Source organism: Alteribacillus sp. HJP-4 (assembly GCF_042139015.1).
Classification (GTDB): Bacteria; Bacillota; Bacilli; order Bacillales; family Marinococcaceae; genus JBHIKY01.
The window spans coordinates 102549-119979 of the sequence record NZ_JBHIKY010000009.1; the positions used below are offsets into that span (position 1 = coordinate 102549).

Consider the following 17431-nt stretch of genomic DNA (forward strand, 5'->3'; position numbering starts at 1 on the left):
TCAATTTAATAGAACTGAGTTTTATAATATAAAACAATACAGAGGAAATGGATGAGGATAATGAAAATAACAAATTTAGAATGCTTTTTAGTCCCGCCGAGGTGGTGTTTTTTAAAAATTTCAACCGACGAAGGTATTGCAGGCTGGGGGGAGCCAGTTGTGGAAGGCCGTGCTGCAACCGTCAAAGCAGCAGTCGAAGAACTTAGTGATTATTTAATAGGAGAGAATCCGCTTCACATCGAAGATCACTGGAACAAAATGTACCGCAGCGGCTTTTACAGAGGCGGTCCTATCTTAATGAGTGCGATTGCAGGGGTAGACCAGGCTCTGTGGGATATCAAAGGTAAATATTATAACGCACCCGTTTATGAATTAATGGGTGGCGCGTGCCGTGACTCTATTAAAGTATATTCCTGGATTGGCGGGGACCGTCCGAGCGACGTCGGAAAAGCAGCAAAAGCGGTCGCAGACACAGGATTTCAGGCCATTAAAATGAATGGCACCGAGGAAATGCAGTACATTGATTCGTATTCCAAAATAGATGAAGTGCTGGAAAGAGTAGCAGCGATTAGAGAAACAGCAGGCAGGAACATCGGAATCGGGATTGATTTTCACGGAAGAGTACATAAAGCAATGGCAAAGGTTCTCGTAAAGGAGCTGGAACCCTACCGGCCGATGTTCATTGAAGAGCCTGTCCTTGCCGAGAACAACGAGGCACTCCGCGAAGTGGCAGCGCAGACGTCAACCCCGATAGCAACGGGCGAGAGAATGTACAGCCGCTGGGACTTTAAACCGCTGCTGGAGCAGGGATATGTGGACATTATCCAGCCGGATCTCTCTCATGCAGGCGGAATCACAGAGTGTAAAAAGATTGCTTCCATGGCTGAAGCATACGATGTGGCTCTTGCTCCGCACTGCCCGCTCGGACCCATTGCACTTGCTTCGTGCCTGCAGGTGGACGCTACTTCCCATAACGCATTTATCCAGGAGCAGAGCCTTGGGATTCATTATAACAAAGGTAATGACATTCTGGATTATGTAAAAGACCGCACAGTTTTTGAATACAAGGACGGGTACGTAACGCTCCCTAAAGGACCGGGTCTTGGAATTGATATTAATGAAGAGTACGTCCGGGAAAAAGCAAAGGAAGGGCATCAGTGGAAAAATCCAATCTGGCGCCATAAAGATGGAACGATTGCAGAGTGGTAAACTGCAGCTTTTCACAATACAAACGAGGTGACGAAACAAAATGGCTAAATATAAAGTAGTTATTACAGATTATGAATTTGCAACGTTAGCACCGGAGGAAAAGGTGCTGGCACAGGCTGACGTGGAATTTGTGAAAGCACAGTGCAAAACTGAAGAAGAAGTGATAGAAGCATGTCGTGACGCGGATGGCATCATTAATCAATATGCTCCGATATCAAGAGCTGTCATTGAAAAATTGGAGAACTGCAAGGTTATCTCCCGTTACGGAGTCGGGGTAAACACGATTGATATTGATGCGGCAACTGAAAGAGGAATCATCGTAGCGAACGTGACTGACTACTGCATGGATGAGGTATCCGATCATGCCCTTGCCCTCATTATGGCGTGCTCGCGAAAAGTTACGTTACTGAATAACGCTGTAAAATCCGGAAATTGGGATTATAAAGCTGGTGTTCCTATTTTCCGGCTTCGCGGGCGGACGCTCGGGCTTGTCGGATTTGGAAAAATCCCTCAGACACTTGCGGTGAAAGCGCAGGCGCTCGGACTAAAAGTTATTGCGCATGATCCGTATGTGAATAAAGAAACGGCACGTGAATTAAATACAGAGATCGTGGAGCTGGATGAATTATGTGAAAGGTCCGATTTTATATCAGTTCATGCGCCGCTGGTGGAAAGCACCCGCGGCATGATGAGTACCAGACAATTTTCTTTAATGAAAAAAGAGGCATTCATTGTCAATACCGCCCGCGGACCTGTTATTGATGAAAAAGCGCTGATTGGAGCGCTTCAGGAAGGTGAAATAGCCGGGGCCGGGCTTGATGTAGTGGAAGAAGAACCGATTTCCAGCGACAGTCCGCTGCTGGAAATGGACCAGGTGATTTTAAATCCTCACGTCGCCTGGTATTCAGAGGAATCACAGCTTGAACTAAAAACAAAAACAGCGCAGAATGTCACGGACGTATTAAAGGGAAGTTATCCGGCCTATCTTTTTAACGTGGAAGTCAAAAAGAATGAATCCGTGTTCGTGAAATAAATATTTGTGAAAGCCGGTGAAAGATGTGAGTAATACTCTTGATCTTAAAGGGATTATCCCTCCAGTGGTAACATTATTAAACCGTGATAAAACCATCGATGAGCCTGCAATGAAACAGCATATTAACGAATTAATTGAGAGCGGAGTTGATGGTCTGTTTTTCTTAGGGACCGGAGGAGAATTTGCTCAAGTACCGATTCACCTGCGAAAGCAGACAGCAGAGATTGCCGTCCGTGAAACAGCGGGCAGGGTGCCTGTTTTAATAGGTACCGGGACAGCCGGATATGAAGAAACAAAAGAATTATCTCTGCATGCGCAGCATGCGGGAGCAGACGCACTGGTTATCATCAATCCTTATTACTGGAATGTAAGTGAGGATCATCTCTTTTCTTATTATCAGTCTCTGGCAGATTCTGTTACTCTGCCAATCGTGCTGTACAATTTTCCCGGGGCAACCGGACAGGACCTGACCCCTGATTTTACCGTGAGACTTGCCAGTGGGATTCCATCGATTATTGGGATTAAAGAAACGGTGGATGAAGCAGGCCATATTAGAGAAATGATTATAAAAACAAAAGAGGTGCGGCCTGAATTTAAAGTGTTCTCGGGCTTTGATGACCATCTCCTCAATACACTGACACTTGGCGGCGACGGGGCCATTTCAGCCGGGGTGAATTTTGCGCCTGAGCTTCAGGTTGGAATTTATAATGCGTATCTGCAGAAGGATTTTGAAACGGCAGTTCATTTACACCGGAAGCTCGCCTACATTCCTCTTATGTATAAGCTCGATACTCCGTTTGTAAATGTGATCAAGGAAGCAATGCTGATTCGGGGAAAAGCTATTCAGCCACACGTCTTCGGGCCGGGGGAGACCCTCACTGATAAAACCAGAGGTGAACTAAAAGATTTACTGGCCAAAGCAGGTCTGTTGTCTTCAGCTGTCCGCTGAGCGGTTTCCAGCAAAGGAGGAAGGATAATGTCGATTATAGATGAACTTCTTGAGACGATTCCAGTACCAAAAATGATGAAGGTCCGGCAGTACTTTGATGATAAAGAAATCGCCGATGTCGCCGGAGAAACAGCCAGAGTTCTACAGCAGTCAGAGGCTCTGAAGAAAGTAAAACAGGGGCAGACTGTAGCGATAGCCGCAGGCAGCCGCGGCGTGGCAGATCTTCATATATTAGTGAGGGAAACCGTACGGGTCATCCGGGCAGCGGGCGGCGAGCCTTTTATAGTGCCTGCGATGGGAAGTCATGGCGGGGCAACCGGACCGGGACAGAAAGAAGTGTTAGAGGATCTCGGAGTCACTGAAAGCTTTGTAGAGGCCCCGATTCGAGCCAGCATGGAAGTGGTCCATGTAGGAGATCTTCCTAACGGTCTGCCGATTTACACTGATAAAAACGCCTTTGAAGCAGATCATATTATTGTCGTGAACCGCATCAAGCCGCATACCGCTTTTCGGGGAAAAGTCGAGAGCGGATTGATGAAAATGGTGACGATCGGCCTTGGTAAACAAAAAGGGGCGGAAGCGGCTCATTTATACGGCTTTAAGCATATGGCCGAGCATGTACCGGAAATGTGCAAAATTGTATGCCGTGAGTCCCCTATTTTATTAGGGCTCGGCACTATTGAAAATGCGTATGACAGGCCGGCTAAAATTGTCGCCGTCCCGGCCGGGCGGTTTGAGGAAGAGGAGCCGGAGCTGCTGCTCGAGGCAAAAGCACTGATGCCTGGTATTCTGGTCAACCCGATGGATGTTCTAATTGTTGATGAGATTGGCAAAGATATTTCCGGTGACGGGATGGACCCGAATATCACCGGCACCTTTGCCACTCCTTACGCTGAAGGCGGGGCAGACGCTTCTAAAGTTGTAGTGCTGCGGCTCACTGAAAAGACCCACGGCAATGCCAATGGCATCGGCATGGCGCACATTACTACTAAACAAGCGTTTGATCAAATCGAATGGCATAAAGGCTATGCCAATGCTCTCACCAGTACCGTTATTGATGTCGTCAAAGTTCCGATGGTGATGGACACTCCCGAGCTTGCTGTGAAGGCTGCGGTCAAAACCTGCAATGCCCTGGATATGAAAAAGGTCCGGGCCGTGAGAATTAAAAACACCCTTGATATTAAAGATATTTATGTTTCCGAAGCACTGGCAGAAGAAGTAAACGATCACCCGCAGATGGAGATTTTATCTGATCCCGAGCCTATGTTTCCAACAGGTTAATTGCATTGAAAACAGTTTTTCTGTTCATTTACAGTGCGCTCGTTTTCAGCTATGCCGGTACTATATTTATAAAAGCGGAAGGGCTCGAATATACGACGGGGCTGCTCGTCATTCTGGCAGTTTTAACATCGTTTCATAAAGCACAGCGTTTATTTAAAGTGACTGCAGCGATTTTTGTGCTGATTGCTGTCATCACCGCTGCTGCAGAGGGAATACCAGTGCGGGACTTTCCATATTATATGACGTCTACGGCTATTCTAATTTTAATCTTTTATGTACTTCCGTTTATAAACAGCGTCATTATTGTTGGAAGATACGACCAGAAGGTTAATAGATTGTTGAAAATGAATGTGGATGATATGAGTCAGCTTTACCGGAAAGTATCGACCGTAAGCTTTTTACTCGGCTCTTTTTTAAATATAGCTACGATTCCGCTTATTATTCAAGTGCTGCAGCGAAACCTGAAAAACCAGACGACCGCGCTTCGCAATAAGTTTATCAGCTCTGCGATGCTGCGGGGCTACGCGCTTTGTCTCGTATGGAGTCCGATGGAAATTCTCGTCGCACTCTCTGTGGATATTACAGGTGTCGGCTATGGAAGGCTGCTGCCGCTGCTATTATTGTTTTCCCTTCTGCTCCTGTTGATCACGTTTCTTGCAGGCAGGTCTTTTCAGGGATATCCCGTAGAAACAGAGAAAACTCAGCTTGATCCTTCAGTTATTTATAAAAAGATTGCCAGTCTCTTATTCTTTCTATTTTTATTTATTTTTGTCGTTATTTTTACTCGCCAGAGCCTGGAACTGTCATTTCTTGAAACGGTAGGGCTTGTCATCATTCCGTATTCGTTTTTTTGGGCGTTTTCGATAAGAAGGATCCGTTCCTTTCTGGTCTATGGAATACGCACATGGAAAGCAAGAACATCTGCACTGCAGAATTATGTAGTATTGTTTCTCTCCGTCGGGTTTTTCATTAGTATTCTTGAACAGTCTGTTCTAATTGAATACCTGCAGTACCCGTTTCTGCTGCTGGAAAATCTGCCGGTCCTGTTATTCGTTGTCATTCAACTATTGTTTCTCGGCCTGGCAATGGTAGGGTTTCACCCACTAGTGACAATAAGTCTTGTCGGTGGTATGATTCAGCCGCTTCTGGATTCCGTTTCTCCGTTCAGTGTCGCGATTGTGCTTATTACATCCGGCCTGAGTACAGTCATCGCCGGTCCGTTTAATATAAGTGTATCGCTTACTGGAATGCTGATTCATCAAAACCCGTACCGGGTCTCGATGTGGAATATCGGATTTGCTTTTTTATTCAGCAGTATCGGTACGCTTTTTGCTCTCGTCATATTATTTTTTAGTTGAGAAAGGTTGTGAAAATAATGAGTGCTACATATCCGCTCATTGAAAACTCAGTAAACCCCTATAGAGACAACGTTCAAGGGAAAGCTAATGAGCCGATCACCGTAGCGGGACTGCTCGATCGCTCGAAGCAGATACTCGGAAATACGTATGAAGGCGATACGCCGGACTGGTCACTTGATGCAATTTATGAACGCCTGGAGAACAACGCGCCGCGAATCGCTATAATCGGAGGCTCATCTGATCATCCGGCTCATATCATGGATTTTCAAACCTCTGCCAGAGCTGCGGTTCGTATCTGGCAGAACGGCGGTGTTCCGTTTTACTTTTCCACTCCGGTTATGTGTGACGGCACAGCGCAGAACAATAAAGGGATGAGCTATTCCCTGCAAAGCCGGAACGCGGTGGCCCAGATGATCGTAAACCAGCTCGAAGCCCACAGCTATCATGGCGCATTTATCATTCAGGGATGTGATAAACAGCCGCTCGGAGTCGTAAGCGGCCTCGCTCATCTTGACCGTCTAAGACAGGAACGCGGAGAAGCACCGTTTTTCGCAACATTTGCCCCAGCTCATGTGCTGGAGGGAGGAACAATTCCTGCAGATCTCGTTAAAGAGCTTGAGGAAGTAGCGGAGCGGGCTGTGCAGCAGGAATTTCCGGATATTTCGGAGGACCTGCATGATGCAATGGCTTATATATTACAATGCTCCTCGAACACATCCTTTCAAGGGGTGTTTGAAAGAGCGGCAGACCGCGGCATTATTTCTAAGAAAGAACACAAATATTTCGAACAGCGGCTGGCAGTCAACACATGTGACGGCTCTGGAGGAATCTGTGCTTTCAATGGCACGGGCAACAGCTCCCGCCATATTGTCGCCGGTTTTGGGCTCGTTCACCCCAGCCTGGAGCTGCTGACCGCGGCACCGGAGCAGCATCAGGTAAATGCTGCATTGGACAGTCTTGCCCATATTATTAATAAACCAGAATTTGGGGTCTCCAAGCTGGTCGGCGCAAATATTCGGAATGCAATCCGGATTCACAGTGCAAGCGGCGGATCCACGAATCTGATGATGCATGTAGTCTCAGCCATGCTTTTTGGCGGTTACCAATTCAGCTTGTGGGACCTTGATAAGCTTCATCACGAGCATATGATTCCTGATTTGTTTAATTATAGTCTCACAGAAGACCGTGATATCTTTCAGCTCGCCATTCAGTGCTGTGACAGCGACAGCCGCGGTATGGAAAGTCTTTTCTACGAATTAATTGAAAATGGAGTGCCGATGGATATTCATGCCCTGACTGTGACCGGCCAGGCGTGGAGGGACAGACTGGACGATGAAGAAACTCTGTCTGCAGATAATGTAAAAGAAAATCCGATTATCCTTTCGAAGCCGCGCAGGGCTTACAGCGGTGTTGATGTACTGAAAGGCAACTTTTTCGAAAGTGCTGTCGTAAAAATCAGCGGTATGCCGACTCTGCAGCTGGACCAATTTGATAAGAAAACCGCCCTCGTTCTTTATTATGAAAATGAAGAAGAAGCAAACCGGCATCTGCTTAACTCCGGACTCGTGGATGAGCTTCGGGACAATAGGACTTTTCCAGAAGACATTCTCCGCAGTCAGCTGAAGCACAATGAACCGGAAGCAGTTGAACAGTATAGAGATGCTTCCTACGAGGAACTGTTTGACTACATGGCAGCGAGCGGAGCGCTGAAGCTTGCGATCGTGATTTCCGGTCAGGGGCCGGAAGCATTTGGAATGCCTGAGATGTTCACTCCGATGCAGCATTTGAATGCAAACCGCAAAATGAAAAAGCTCGGAACCATCATCAGCGATGGGCGTTATTCTGGTGTCACCTTCGGAGCGGCGATAGGACATATGACACCGGAGGCGATAAATGGGGGCGGCATTCTTTATGTAAATACCGGAGACATACTTTATCTCGGCCTTCGGGAAAATGTCATTGAATTTGCTGACAAGAAAGCATTTTCTGAAGGAAAGCTCGAATATTCCTTTGAAGGCATTAAAGAAAGCAGAAAAGAGCTTGCGGAACAGCGGCTTGCGTTGATGAAAAAGCGTCAGAAGCTGATTGCTGCAAGTAACCGGATGACCCGTCATACGGATGCAGCTAACGGTGTGGTGCCGGAAGCAGTCCTGGAAGATGCATGGGAGGATTACCGTCCAATTCTTGAACAGGGTTCATGGAAGACGAAGACGACAAATTAGGAGGCTGTACTGATGGAAAAAACACGTGAATTTATTGAAAAGCTAGGTTTTCTAAGAGGAGACGCAAACGATCTCCCAACATCGGAGAAGCGTTTTCCGGACGGGGCGCAGTACCGGGTAGAAATTCCAAGTGTGGAAGGTCCGAACGCACTGAAAGCTATGGTGGAAAAAACAAAAGAATACGGCATTGAGGTGCACAGGGTATCGCAGGGAAGCGGAATAATGCTGCAGACCGATGAAGAAATGCAGGAAATGGCAGCCACCTGCCGGGAGGAAAAGATGGAGCTCAGCTTGTTTGTCGGTCCACGCGGAACTTTTGATATCACTCCAATGCAGCGGGCAAGTGCCGGACAGGTATCGGGTCTGCGCTCGCAGGGGATGGATCAGCTTGTTTATGCACTCGAGGATGTAAAAAGAGCCTGCGAACTCGGCATCCGGGGAATTCTTGTGGCAGATGAAGGACTGCTCTGGCTTGTGAATGAAGCAAAAAAAGCCGGCGAGCTTCCGCAGGACCTCGTCGTAAAGGTTTCTGTGCAGGTGGCACATGCTAATCCCGTTTCTATCAAGCTGATGGAAACCATAGGGGCGGATACGTACAATGTACCGACCGATATGACGCTGGCCCGCCTGGCGGCAGTTCGACAGGCCATTGATATTCCAATTGATATTTACATCGAGGCTCCGGATGACATCGGTGGTTTTATCCGTCATTATGATATCCCTGAAATTATTCGAGTTGCGGCTCCCGTCTATATTAAATTCGGTCTGCGTAATGCTCCGAATATTTATCCGTCAGGGACCCATTTAGAAGATACGGCTATCAAACTGACGAAAGAAAGAGTCAGAAGAGCAAAAATAGGCCTGGATCTGCTCCAGCGCTATGCACCGGATGCAAAGGTGTCACAAAAAGGGGCAGAAGGTCTCGGGCTTCCTGCAGACACTGCTTTACAGCAGCGCTGACACAAATATAAGCTGTATAATAAAAGCATGAAATGACAGGTGCCGTGCGGTTGGACATCCCCGGTAGAGGCAGTAAATTCTCTTCGCTCGGACAGCTCAGCTAAAAAATCGCTCTCATTCGTGCTATGATAGAGAAAACGTCAGAGAAACTGCTTCTACAGGAGGAAGACTTCTATGCCCATTATTCAGTCAGTTGACCGCGCTTTGAAAATTCTCGATTTATTCGACGAATACGAAACAGAACTGAAAATAACAGATATCAGTGACAAAATGCTGCTGCACAAAAGCACGGTTCACTCCCTCTTAAAAACGCTGCAGAAACACGATTATATTGAGCAGAATCCAGAAAACGGGAAGTATAAACTCGGAATGAAGCTGTTTGAAAGAGGAAATTTTGTTATTCACAGCCGTGACATTCGCGCGATCGCAAGAGAGTTTTTATTTTCATTATCAAAGGATTCGGGCCAGACCGTTCACCTTGTTATACTCGACGGCAAGGAAGGCGTGTATATAGATAAGGTGGAAAGCTCAACGGCAACAGTGCTCTATTCAAGAATAGGCAGGCGGATTCCGATTCACTGCAGCGGTGTCGGCAAAGCGCTGGTTGCGTTCAAGACGGAGCGGGAAATCAACAGTATACTAAAGGATTATGACTATATCGTGCGCACAGAAAATACAATTACAAATGAAAAATCCTTTCGAAAAGAAATTCAGAAGATCCGTGACAAAGGCTATGCGGAAGATAATCAGGAAAATGAACCAGGGGTACGCTGCGTGGCCATACCGGTAAGAGACCATACCGGTGATGTGGCAGCCGCTATTAGTATTTCTGCGAATACGATGAAGGTCAGTGAGGAAGAAATACTGCGGTACGTAGAGCTTTTGAAGCAGGCCGGAACAGAGCTCTCCCAGAAGCTCGGCTACGGCTATCAATCAATCAGAGGGTATTAACAAGGAATCACGAATTCTTTGTTGCTTTTCATAAAAACTTAGTTCTATATTATAAAACTTTGGAGGCGGAAAATGAGAATTATTCGGATAAAATCGGCGGAAAAAGAAGTACAGACAGCGGCATTGACAGATCAGGAAGAAGTATATGCTCTTCCGTTTGACACGACTACAAAATTATTTGCGGAAGCTGTATCACAGGGAAAAACCACCCTCGAACTCGTAGAGGAGCTTATCCAAAATCAAGAGCCGGTGAGCACTAATCCTGAAGAACTCGAGCTGCTTGTTCCCACAGAAGTGACAGAAGTGTGGGCCTCAGGTGTGACGTATCAAAAAAGCAGGGAGGCGAGAAATTACGAAGCGACAGAAGGAAAGCTGGATGCAGCCACTTTTTATGATAAAGTGTACGAAGCAGTGCGTCCGGAGATATTTTTTAAAGCGACGGGACAGCGTGTCGTCGGCCAAAATACGGACGTCTATCTCCGCTCGGATTCCAATTGGCAGATTCCTGAGCCGGAGCTTGGGCTCGTGCTGAATCGAAAAGGCGAAATTATCGGCTACACGATTGGTAACGATATGAGCTGCCGTGACATTGAAGGGGAAAATCCATTGTATCTGCCGCAGGCAAAAATATGGAAAAACTCCTGCTCTATCGGTCCTGCAATCCGATTAGCTGAAACGGTGAAAAACCCTTATGATTTCCAGCTTCAGTGCAGAATTTTCCGGGACGGGGAAAAAGTATTTGAAGGGGAAGCCTACGTCAATCAACTGAAACGAAAACTGGAAGAGCTGGTGGAATATTTGGTGAAAGATAATGATGTCTTTGATGGGATGATTCTATTAACCGGTACTTGTGTCGTTCCTCCAAATGAATTTACCCTGCAGGACGGCGATCAGATCGAAATTGAAATTCCCGGCATCGGTATCCTTCGCAACCCTGTCAAACAGCCTGCTTCAAAAACAGCAGCTTCTTCATAAGGAGGAAATACGGTGAGCGAACAACATAAAGCAGTGATGATGAAGCCGGTCGACACAGTGGCAGTTGCACTTCAGGCCCTGGAAAAAGGGACGTCTCTCATAATTACATCTCAACAGGAACAGTTTCACGTCACTCTGAAGCATGATATAGAATTTGGGCACAAATTTGCGGTGAAGCAAATGAAACCAGGGGATGATGTAATGAAATACGGCGAAGTCATAGGAAGCGCGCAGCGGGCAATAGCTGTAGGCGAACATGTACATGTCCACAACGTCGAAGGGAAAAGAGGAAGAGGTGACAAAATTGCTGGAGCTTAAAGATGGTCAATTTTTGGGGTATAGAAGGCCGGATGGGAAAGTCGGGGTGCGTAATCACGTGCTCATACTGCCTACCATTACCTGTGCGACCCAGGCTGCAAAGCAGATCAATGAGCTGGTGGACGGTACTGTAACCTTTATTCATCAGCATGGCTGTGCGCAGGTGGGAGTTGATTATGAGCAGACGTTTCGCACGTACGCCGGCCTGGGAATGAACCCTAATGTATATGGTGTTGTTGTTCTCGGTCTCGGCTGTGAAACACATCAAGCATGGACAGTCGCGGATGAAATTGCTAAAAAAAGCGGGAAACCGGTAGAAACCGTCTCCATTCAGGAAAACGGAGGCACGCTTCAGACGATTGCAGAAGGAGCGAAGGTAGCCTCTCAAATGGTCCAGGACGCTTCGATGGTCCACCGCGAGCCGTGTGATATTAATGAATTGATCGTTGGCACGGAGTGCGGAGGTTCCGATGCATGCTCGGGCTTATCAGCCAATCCTGCTGTAGGGGCCGTTTCTGACAAGCTTGTCGAGCGGGGAGCTACTGCGATTTTGGCGGAAACAACTGAGCTGATTGGTGCAGAGCATCTTTTGGCGGAGCGGGCTGCAGATGATCAGGTAGCCAAACGTGTATATGAAGTAATTGAAGCAATGGAAAACCGCTCCATTCAAATGGGCGTGGATATTCGTACGGGCAATCCGAGTCCTGGTAATGTCCGCGGCGGGCTGTCCACCCTGGAGGAAAAATCACTCGGTGCTGCTAACAAAGCAGGAACAAGCCCATTGCAGGAACTGATTGATTATGCGGAGCCGCCGACAAAAAAAGGCCTCGTTTGGATGGATACGCCCGGGCATGATATTGAACAGCTTACGGGGATGGTAGCAGGTGGAGCACAGGTGGTTTTATTTACGACCGGCCGTGGTACACCAACAGGCTCTCCAATTGCACCGGTCATCAAAATTTCCACAAACACGACGATGTATGAAAGTATGGGCGACAACATGGATATCAATGCAGGCACAGTGATTGAAGGAAAAGAGTCTGTTGATGAAGTAGGCGGGCGTCTTCTCGAAGAAATTATGCAGGTAAGCTCAGGGAAGAAAACAAAAGCAGAAATTTTAAAGCAGCATGATTTTGGAATTTGGAGAATCGGACCAACATTTTAATTTTATTTCAACTATGGAAAGGACGAGGATATATATGACTACGTATAAGAATCTAATCAACGGAGAATGGGTAGATGGAGCTGCAGGAGAAACTACTGGAAGCATTAATCCTGCGAATGCAGATGATAATGTAGGAAACGTTCAAAAATCAACGAAGGAAGATCTGGATAAAGCGGTACAGGCTGCCAAGCAGGCACAAAAAGAATGGCAGAAAATCGGCGGCCCGGCCCGTGGAAATATCCTGCACAAAGCAGCCGATGCACTCGAAAAGCGAGTGGATGAAGTAGCAGAAATGATGACAAGAGAGATGGGGAAAACATTTCCTGAGGCGAAAGGTGAAACCATGCGTGGTGTCGCTATTCTCCGATATTATGCAGGGGAAGGCATGCGTAAGGTCGGCGATGTGATTCCTTCTACTGATAAGGATGCTCTAATGTTTACTACCCGTGCTCCGCTTGGTGTGGTTGGAGTAATTACACCGTGGAATTTCCCGGTTGCAATACCAATTTGGAAAATGGCACCTGCGCTTGCTTATGGAAATGCAGTAGTGCTGAAACCGGCAAGTGAAGCTGCAGTTACAGCAGCCAAGGTCGTTGAGTGCCTGGAGGAAGCCGGCTTTCCGGCTGGCGTACTAAACTTTGTCACTGGCTCTGGTTCTGTAATCGGACAAGGGCTTGCTGATCATCCTGATGTTGCAGGTATTACTTTTACCGGATCGGATACGGTCGGAAAACAGGTTGGACAAAGCGCACTTGCCCGCGGAGGGAAGTATCAGCTTGAAATGGGCGGCAAAAATCCTGTTATCGTTGCTAAGGATGCAGACCTTGACCTCGCAGTAGATGCTACCATCAGCGGCGGATTAAAATCCACCGGCCAAAAATGTACAGCCACAAGCCGGGTTATCGTGGCAGAAGAAATATATGATGAATTCAAAGAGAAGCTGCTTGATAAGGTAAAAGACATTTCTGTAGGAGACGGAATGAAGGAAGGTATCTGGATGGGGCCGTGCTCGAGTGAAGGGCAGCTCAATACGGTGCTTTCCTATATTGAAAAAGGGAAATCAGAAGGAGCAGAATTAGTGTACGGCGGCAGCCGTGTAACGGAAGATGGTCTTGATAAAGGCTTCTTTGTGCAGCCGACGGTATTTGACGGCGTCACCACCGACATGGCCATTGCACAGGAAGAGATTTTTGGTCCGGTGCTTGCGTTAATGAAAACCTCCAGCATGGAAGATGCTATTAAACTAGCAAATGATGTGGAATTTGGACTCAGTGCATCGATTTTTACGACCAATATTCAAAACATGCTCAGCTTTATTGACGATATGGAAGCTGGATTGGTCCGTGTTAATGCTGAAAGTGCCGGAGTTGAACTGCAGGCTCCGTTCGGAGGAATGAAGAAATCAAGCTCTCACTCACGTGAGCAGGGGGAAGCAGCCATCGAATTCTTTACGTCGATCAAAACGGTATTTGTCAAAGGTTAATTTACATGAGGCGCCGGTCATACCGGCGCTTTCTTTCCATAAATTAAATAGGAGATGATAAGCATGAGACTAACTCAATTTTTTCGAAATGGAGCCATTCATGTAGGAATTGCTGAAGAACATGCTATATTCGATGTTACATCCGCAGCCCGTGGAGAAGAATTCGCGCCGGCAACGATGCTCGAAGTAATTAAACAGGGCGAGGAAGGGAAAGCAGAAATCCAACGAATCTATGAAACTCATAAAAACGAAGATACATATTATGTAGAAAAAGAATCAGTTACTGCTGCTCCGAGTGTTACTGATGCTGAAAAAATCATATGCATCGGCTTGAATTATGCCCGTCACGCAAAGGAAAGCGGCATGGATGAACCGAAGGAGCCGATCGTTTTTAATAAATTTGCGAATGCGCTTGCAGCCCACAAACAGCCGATTACCCTTCCTCCTGGATCAAATAAAGTAGATTATGAAGCAGAGCTTGCGATTGTTATAGGAAAAGAAGCAAGTGAAATTGAAGTAAAAGATGCACGTGATTACATGTATGGCTTTACCGTTTCCAATGATGTGTCTGCCCGTGACTTCCAATTTAAATCCCCGCAATGGCTGCTTGGAAAAAGCTGCGACGGCTTCTGCCCGGTCGGACCGGAGCTGGTGACGAGTGATGAGATTGATGATCCGGGCCGCCTGGAGATTAAAGCTTACGTAAACGGAGAAGTGCGTCAGCAGTCCAACACGTCTGATATGATATTCAGCTGTGAAGAGATCGTCAGCTTTGTATCTCGATTTATGACGCTGAAGCCGGGTGATCTGATTCTTACAGGAACACCTGAAGGAGTAATTATGGGTTATCCAACGGAAAAACAGGTATGGCTGAAGAATCAGGATACCGTTACTATTGAAATTGAAAAGCTAGGCATCCTGGAAAATCAGTTCATTAAGAAATGATTTATAAAATTTTGAAAAATTATTGATTTCTTACGACTTTTAGACTAAAATTAATTTCATAGAGACATTTAAAACATAGTTTTATAATACAAAACAATTTGTAAGCGCTTTTTTATAATGTGCGGATTTATCAGTGACCTGGTTACTTATGGTTCCATCGGATGAATTAATAAACGGCGTCAAGAAAATCAGCGGAGACTGTGGGCTGTATCATTTAGGACGCCATCAGTCAGGCGGAAAATCGATAGTGATCAGCGATATTTGTACTATTTTTATTTTATATAGTGAAAACTAAGTTTTGTATTATAAAACTTAATGATGGCTGGAGGTGAGAAGCAGTCTATTATTACCAAGGTTAGTTTGAACATTAAGGGGAGGAATAAAAGTGAATAACAAAAAATGGTTTATGATGATGCTTGTATTTGTACTTATTTTAGTATTAGCAGCCTGTGGAGGATCATCAGATGGGGAAGATGAAGATGCAGCCGCTGATGGCGGTGATGAATCCGGTGATGAAGGTGCATCAGATGAAGGATCGGGCGATGCTCAGACGCTTCGAGTGAGTATTGGTGTAAATAATGATCATCCTGAGTATGAAGGTGCCATGAAGTTTAAGGAACTTGTCGAAGAGCAGAGTGATGATTTTGAAGTAGAAGTGTACCATTCAGGACAGATTGCCGATGACCGCGCAGCCGTAGAGATGCTGCAAATGGGAACGCTGGAAATTACAATACCTTCTACCTCACCAATGGTAAACTTCATTCCGGAATACGGCGTATTTGACCTGCCATTTACGATTCCAAACGAAGAAGTTGCGGATAAATTACTGGACGGAGAATTCGGAGACAAGATGATTGATATGCTGGATGACCAGGGTCTAGTTGGACTTGCCTGGTGGGAAAACGGCTTTCGTAATCTGACGAATAATACCCGAGCGGTTGGTTCCGTAGATGATCTGAACGGACTGAAGATCCGTACTATGGAAAACGACGTCCACTTGGATGCATGGAGTGAAATGGGGGCAAACCCAACTCCGATGGCGTTTACTGAATTGTTCAGCGCTATGCAGCAGGGCACAGTAGATGGGCAGGAGAATCCATATCCTACGATCGAATCCAGTAATTACTATGAGGTTCAGGACTATGTTTCTGGAACCAATCATGTCTATACACCGTTTATCTTCCTCATGGGCAAAGATCTATGGGAAGGTCTGGATGATGAACAACAGCAAATCATTCAAGAAGCCGCTGTGGAAGCAGGTGAATTTAACCGTGAGCGGAATCGTGAAGTGGCTGATGAAAGCCTTGAAGAGCTGAAGGAAAGCATGGAGTACACAGAAGTAACAGACGAAGAAATGGAGCGTTTCCGTGAAACCGTGCAGCCTATTATTGAAAAACACAAAAGTACAATTGGCGAAGACATTGTGGAGGAGTATTTAGCAGAAATTGAAAAGCATGAGTAAAAGAATAATCTAATCGAAATCCGGGGGCGGAGCAGTATCTGCTTCCGGATTTTTTATGGGTAGTCAGTTTGACCTGTTACCTGCACTATATTATGATTAGTTATATAATGAACAAACAATATTTTATAATGTAAAACATACGTTGAGGTGAATTAATTACAAATGGATGTAATTACGATGGGAGAGACAATGGCGTTATTTTCACCGGAGCAAAATGGCATGATGAGATACGCGCACATGTATTCTCGAAAATTCGGGGGAGCCGAATCTAATTTTGCTATCGGATTGACGAGACTAGGGCATCAGACAGGCTGGATCAGCCGGGTAGGAAACGATGAACTGGGCAAAGCAATGCTGCAGTTTGTCCGCGGCGAAGGTGTCAACGTGGATAACGTAAAGCTTGAAGACAAAGCACCGACTGGATTATATTTTAAAGAGTTCCGTCGGGAAGGAGAAATCAGGGTCCAATATTACCGAAAAGGCTCTGCAGCCAGCTTGATGAATGAAGAGGATGCTGATGAAGCCTATATAAAAAAAGCCAGGTATTTACATATTACCGGTATTACTCCAGCGTTGAGCACGACTTGCAGGCAGGCTGTTTTAAAAGCGATTCAAGTCGCCCGGTCACATGGTGTGACGATTGTGTTTGATCCAAATTTGCGTAAATCCTTATGGAGCGAAGAGGAAGCCCGCACCACTCTGCTGGAAATTTCTGCACTGGCAGATATTGTACTTCCCGGGATCGCAGAGGGTGAATTTTTGTTTGGAACCGAGGATCCTGAGGAGCTGGGCAGACTTTTCCTCGAAAAGGGAGCGAAGGAAGTCGTGCTGAAGGCAGGGGAAAAGGGAACCTACTATTATTCAAAAAATGACTCTATGTTCGTCCCCGCCTTTCAAGTAGCGAACGTCATAGATCCAGTAGGAGCGGGTGACGGGTTTGCAGCCGGCTATGTTTCTGGTCTGCTGGACGAGCTCTCCGTCAATGACGCCATTCTCAGGGGTAACGCAGTCGGTGCTCTTGTTACTCAGGTAAATGGAGACGTCGAAGGTCTGCCGGAAAAAGAAGAAGTCATGCGTTTTATGAGCTCGGAAGGTGAAGACGTTACAAGATAAAGAGAAA

Annotated in this window: 16 protein-coding genes; all 16 read left to right on the forward strand. The window is 46.3% G+C overall.

Translation table 11 applies throughout. From position 1 onward, the window contains the following. Positions 1–60 precede the first annotated feature (60 nt). Positions 61–1209: a galactonate dehydratase gene (gene dgoD / locus ACE4RR_RS10650; RefSeq protein WP_375535406.1), complete on the forward strand. Its 1149-nt coding sequence runs from the start codon at positions 61–63 to the stop codon at positions 1207–1209. Between the two features lie 40 nt (positions 1210–1249). After that, positions 1250–2242: a C-terminal binding protein gene (locus ACE4RR_RS10655; RefSeq protein ID WP_375535407.1), complete on the forward strand. Its 993-nt coding sequence runs from the start codon at positions 1250–1252 to the stop codon at positions 2240–2242. 25 nt (positions 2243–2267) lie between these two features. After that, complete coding sequence (locus ACE4RR_RS10660; protein ID WP_375535408.1) at positions 2268–3191, forward strand: dihydrodipicolinate synthase family protein; 924 nt, start codon at positions 2268–2270, stop codon at positions 3189–3191. 27 nt (positions 3192–3218) lie between these two features. Next, complete coding sequence (locus tag ACE4RR_RS10665; RefSeq protein ID WP_375535409.1) at positions 3219–4472, forward strand: nickel pincer cofactor-dependent isomerase, group 22; 1254 nt, start codon at positions 3219–3221, stop codon at positions 4470–4472. 5 nt (positions 4473–4477) lie between these two features. Continuing rightward, on the forward strand, positions 4478–5830 hold the full coding sequence (locus ACE4RR_RS10670; protein WP_375535410.1) for a hypothetical protein: 1353 nt from the start codon (positions 4478–4480) through the stop codon (positions 5828–5830). 17 nt (positions 5831–5847) lie between these two features. Beyond that, positions 5848–8052 carry a dihydroxy-acid dehydratase domain-containing protein gene (locus ACE4RR_RS10675; protein ID WP_375535411.1) on the forward strand — a complete coding sequence of 735 codons (2205 nt, stop codon included), beginning with the start codon at positions 5848–5850 and terminating at the stop codon, positions 8050–8052. A 12-nt stretch (positions 8053–8064) separates the two neighbouring features. Then, on the forward strand, positions 8065–9012 hold the full coding sequence (locus ACE4RR_RS10680) for a U32 family peptidase (RefSeq protein ID WP_375535412.1): 948 nt from the start codon (positions 8065–8067) through the stop codon (positions 9010–9012). 174 nt (positions 9013–9186) lie between these two features. Further along, complete coding sequence (locus tag ACE4RR_RS10685) at positions 9187–9963, forward strand: IclR family transcriptional regulator (RefSeq protein ID WP_375535413.1); 777 nt, start codon at positions 9187–9189, stop codon at positions 9961–9963. 72 nt (positions 9964–10035) lie between these two features. Further along, positions 10036–10938 carry a fumarylacetoacetate hydrolase family protein gene (locus ACE4RR_RS10690; protein ID WP_375535414.1) on the forward strand — a complete coding sequence of 301 codons (903 nt, stop codon included), beginning with the start codon at positions 10036–10038 and terminating at the stop codon, positions 10936–10938. A 12-nt stretch (positions 10939–10950) separates the two neighbouring features. Continuing rightward, complete coding sequence (locus ACE4RR_RS10695; protein ID WP_375535415.1) at positions 10951–11256, forward strand: UxaA family hydrolase; 306 nt, start codon at positions 10951–10953, stop codon at positions 11254–11256. Beyond that, entirely contained in the window at positions 11243–12421 is a 1179-nt protein-coding gene (locus ACE4RR_RS10700) for a UxaA family hydrolase (protein ID WP_375535485.1), read from the forward strand. The genes ACE4RR_RS10695 and ACE4RR_RS10700 overlap by 14 nt, the downstream gene beginning before the upstream one ends. 34 nt (positions 12422–12455) lie before the next feature. Then, on the forward strand, positions 12456–13904 hold the full coding sequence (gucD, locus tag ACE4RR_RS10705; protein ID WP_375535416.1) for an alpha-ketoglutaric semialdehyde dehydrogenase GucD: 1449 nt from the start codon (positions 12456–12458) through the stop codon (positions 13902–13904). Between the two features lie 63 nt (positions 13905–13967). Continuing rightward, on the forward strand, positions 13968–14849 hold the full coding sequence (locus ACE4RR_RS10710) for a fumarylacetoacetate hydrolase family protein (protein ID WP_375535417.1): 882 nt from the start codon (positions 13968–13970) through the stop codon (positions 14847–14849). A gap of 133 nt (positions 14850–14982) precedes the next feature. Then, a complete protein-coding gene (locus ACE4RR_RS10715; protein WP_375535418.1) occupies positions 14983–15144 on the forward strand; it encodes a hypothetical protein in 162 nt (53 codons plus the stop codon). A gap of 90 nt (positions 15145–15234) precedes the next feature. Beyond that, entirely contained in the window at positions 15235–16311 is a 1077-nt protein-coding gene (locus tag ACE4RR_RS10720; protein WP_375535419.1) for a TRAP transporter substrate-binding protein, read from the forward strand. A gap of 162 nt (positions 16312–16473) precedes the next feature. Next, positions 16474–17424: a sugar kinase gene (locus ACE4RR_RS10725; RefSeq protein WP_375535420.1), complete on the forward strand. Its 951-nt coding sequence runs from the start codon at positions 16474–16476 to the stop codon at positions 17422–17424. The last annotated feature ends 7 nt before the right edge of the window (positions 17425–17431 follow it).